Origin of the sequence: Infirmifilum sp. (assembly GCF_049970975.1) — an archaeon.
Lineage (GTDB): Archaea > Thermoproteota > Thermoprotei > Thermofilales > Thermofilaceae > Thermofilum > Thermofilum uzonense.
Genome location: NZ_JBMFLX010000051.1, coordinates 1 through 3,864 on the forward strand (window position 1 = coordinate 1; position 3,864 = coordinate 3,864).

Sequence of the window (3,864 nt, forward strand, 5' to 3'; positions counted from 1 at the left end):
GCCTCAGCTGGTAGTAGTCGACACCCTCCCGGGAGGCCACCTCCCTAACGTAGTCGACCTCGCTCTCCGACCTCGTCTCAGAGATCAAAGCTATAGGCACACCGCTTAACAGGTATATAATGTGTTATATATCAATCAATAACCAGGTTATAACACTGAGCCGCCGCAAAACCACCACCAAGTAGAACCCAGCTCCAGCACATACATCTACACAATTCAATTAACACAGTAGTGTGTCTCTGCCATGCAAACGTGACACAAAAGACTTCAGTATGTGTTGGACAACGATGACTCCAGTCGCAGCTATTAGCAGGGACGTCTATGAACACCAGCTGGCCAGAACCGAACTCATACCAAGACGTCCACCGACCCTTCGATGATCGCTATCTCTTTCCTGGATAGAAGGTACTAGAGCTCAGAGCACCGAAGACGTTTCGAACGCGTCTCTCACGCTCACCCATGAACACCGATCAGATGCCCGAACCCCGGGCCATTAGGCTTGAAACCATGCTAATGTTCGCAGAATTCGGTCTCAGCGAGTTTTGAGTATAGAGAGATCGACCACAATGCGGGTACCCTTTGGGAGACGATCCGTTTAATTGAGACGTTTAATTGATATCTCTCGTGGCACGCCATGGTACTACCTACGAGGGTTATAATTCGCCGCACGCGATTTGGCAATAGTTGACGTATCTGCTTCTAGACTTTCAATTCAACGTTTTATACCGGATACCATGCTCGACCAGCAATGTGGTCACTTCAAGTTCCTTCAATGGGCTATTTCATGAATGGGGCCTAGCTGATACTCTGGTTGGGACTCGGGTCTTCGTTAAAGTTAGGACAAACAGGATCATTCATGGAGGACATTTTGTATAGTAACAGTTGCCTGAGTCCAATCAAGTACGGAGGACAGCCCTAGCGTAATAAAGCATTGTCGACAGCTACCGACGTCTCTAGGCCCTTTGGGGTAGTTTCACCTACGAGCTAACATTATGACCTAGAGAGAGGCTGTTCATTCTTGCCACTCAAATAAGACCGCCTGGTTATTACTTGGGTGACTTATAATCATTGAGCTCATTTTAGAGCCCCGAAGTCCTCCGTGTAACCTGTGTCGTTTACGACAAAAAATATGAAAATTGGTGAATTAAGTGTAAATTCTACCTACATCTGTCAGCGTGTAGTAAGACGTTTTATTTTCCCTATGTACTTCGATAAGTCCTTTGAGCTTCAAGCTCTTCAAGACCCTGAAGAGAGTTGCTCTCGACAAACCCGTATCTTCGAGTAGCTCTTTGTAGGTGGCTCTTCCATGTTTAGTTAAGCTAGAGATAACGGACTTCTCGTAATCTCCGAGGCTCGTAATTTTAAACAACTCTGGTTTAAATTTGATTACGCCTCGAAAGTTCTCTAGCTCTACTTCAATTTCTCCCCTTGCACCAGATACGAGGAAAGCTGCTAATGTTGCAAGCACGACAGCTCTCATGCCTCCTCCGAGACTGACTACATAATTGTCGGGTTCGCTAAAGCATTTCTTTCTAATTTGAGAAACAGCACCAGGGAAGTCCTCTATCTCTACATCTACTACTTCAACAATGACTTTAAAGCCGGGAGCTAGCAAGGCCACATTGACGAACTGCTTTACCTGGTCAATAGCTTTTGCAACTTTCTCCTCTATAGGTCTTGCTGTCACCAGATATATTTTTTCTAGTTCTTTTAAATTCCTCAGTATGGCCCTAATGACAAACTTCTCATCGAATCCGATCGTTGCCACTAAAACGACCACTCTGACCACCTGAACTCATCGCTTTTTCAATAGACTCTCTGAGAATACCTCTTAATTGCCTCCTCAGTTCCTCGCTACTTATAAAATCTCGAACAAATCCTGAAAACCTTGAATCTTTCATTACTTTTTTGACTAAGCTCCATGGGTCTGTTTTCTCTTGTACACAAAGACTTCTATTTACGTAAGCGGCTAGATTGTCAGCTATACTGAGCGGTAACACTAGCAATAGTGCCGCCCTATATAAACTAGGCAGTATACGAAGGGTGCCCGTTAGTGTTTTCAAACTTCGGAAAAATTCTTTTAAATGCTGTTCATCGAGCTTAACGCCTTCAATGCAATTGGGCGGTAGGCTCAAATCGACCGCTTTAAAGATTTTTTCCGAGCATATTTGTAAGCACGACGTGTCATTTTCCGTAACATATTTTGAGAGTTCACGGGGTGACTCATCAAAAACTTCATTGGGGTCTCTCATTGCGTGGTGGTGTAAAATCACCGCGAGTATCAAGGGATAAACTAGCTTTAACAAAGATACTCTATGCTTACTCAGGTCCTCATTATTAAAACCCGTTGTCACGCTAGCCAGGCATTCGAAATAGTGATATAACAAATACGCTGACAGCGCTTCGTGATACGGTGCGCTACAGTTTTTCTCTAGGCTGTCCTGGAAATTTCTAGTACACTTCCCTAAGTCATGAAAGGCCACTAACATCTTGAGAATACCTTTCTCCTCCAGATCTTCAAGTAGCTTCTCAAAAACACTTCTAAGGTTGTCTTGGAGCTCTTTGTCGTTTTCCAACATTTTTTGGGTAGCTCGCGCATACTCTCTCTCTGCGTAAAGTACAAGTGTGGCTAACGGACCTTTTATTATCTCGGTCATTAATTTCACATGCTCTTCAAGTCTTTCCCTACAACCTTGTTTGTGACAAGCTATAGGATCCGAGCAGGTTTTTTCACTTACACGGGTTTTCTTCGGGGTCTTTGAGTCCCTCACCGTGAATCCCTTCGTCATAGAGCTCTTTTGGAACACCGAAAGCTATCAAGCCTGGTGGAGGCCCCCATATACGTTGATCTTTTAATTTCTTAAGGCCTGATTCGCTAAGAGGACTACATTCTAGTTCCTCTCCATTTCTGTATACTATTTTTACTACTCTGCACCCTTTGCTAAGTGCTCTGTTGATGAAGTTAAACGCAAATTCACACTCGGTAGTAATACTTCTCGAGTAGGCTTCTTCCACGAACTTACTGATGGTGTTTGGACACTCGTGCTCATCAAGCAAGTAAATAGTACAGAGACTGTCCTCTCTAAGATTACCTATAAGTTTCTTTGCGTCCTGGGAGCTGATAAAAGGGCTTGAAAAGATGTATTCCGATAGTGGATTGGAGGCGTAAATTTTATCACTTAAGCATTTACTCCAACAATCGTCTATTAATTCCATATAGCCTGTGAAATCGTTTCCATGAACCTTTGGTAAATGCCAATGGATTTTTCTCCCGCCACTAAGCGCACTCTCTATGAAATCTTTAGTACATTGAACAAGGCAGGGATTGTAGATGCCGGAACCATCTTTTAGCGTTTTCTCGGTGTAGAAAAGAAGCCAGTAGCCCTCGTCCTTCGTGCCACGTGCCAATCTACCCAGTCTCTGGACTACGCTGCTTGGAGATGAAAGTTCCGAGATCACCACATCAAAGCTCAGGTCAACCCCGACTTCCAGCACTTGCGTTGATACCAGGACACGAGTGCTGCCTTCTCTTACGTGCATTATTTTGTCTTCTCTGTCTTTGGGTGTCATTCGCGAAGTCAACAGTACCGGCTTTAGTCCTTTTCCGTCTAATTTTCTGTAAATCTTCTTTGCTTCACCAATGGTGTTCGCTATTACTGCAACCTTAAAGTCTTTTCCAGCGTAGTCTATTACATATTCAGCGAGTTTGTCGTGATCTTCATCCATTTCTTCTATTCCCACAGTATTTAAGGGCATAAGTTTCTTGTTTAACTCAAACAAATAAAAGGAGTCACTTCGAATGGAGCTACTTAGGCGCGGATCGTAATCAACGAAGATTATGTTATTATTAGTAGACTCTTTTAT

Annotated in this window: 3 protein-coding genes; all 3 read right to left on the reverse strand. The window is 43.6% G+C overall.

Features of this window, described 5'->3' with window-relative positions:
• Positions 1 to 1,144: 1,144 nt before the first annotated feature.
• Positions 1,145 to 1,780: a CRISPR-associated CARF protein Csa3 gene (csa3, locus tag ACP5KC_RS07225; protein ID WP_428287101.1), complete on the reverse strand. Its 636-nt coding sequence runs from the start codon at positions 1,778 to 1,780 to the stop codon at positions 1,145 to 1,147.
• Positions 1,746 to 2,789, reverse strand: coding sequence for a CRISPR-associated endonuclease Cas3'' (locus ACP5KC_RS07230; protein WP_428287102.1), 1,044 nt, complete (start codon positions 2,787 to 2,789; stop codon positions 1,746 to 1,748). The genes csa3 and ACP5KC_RS07230 overlap by 35 nt, the downstream gene beginning before the upstream one ends.
• A partial coding sequence (locus tag ACP5KC_RS07235; RefSeq protein WP_428287103.1) for a helicase-related protein occupies positions 2,731 to 3,864 on the reverse strand: 1,134 nt, incomplete at its 5' end. The genes ACP5KC_RS07235 and ACP5KC_RS07230, both read right to left, overlap by 59 nt.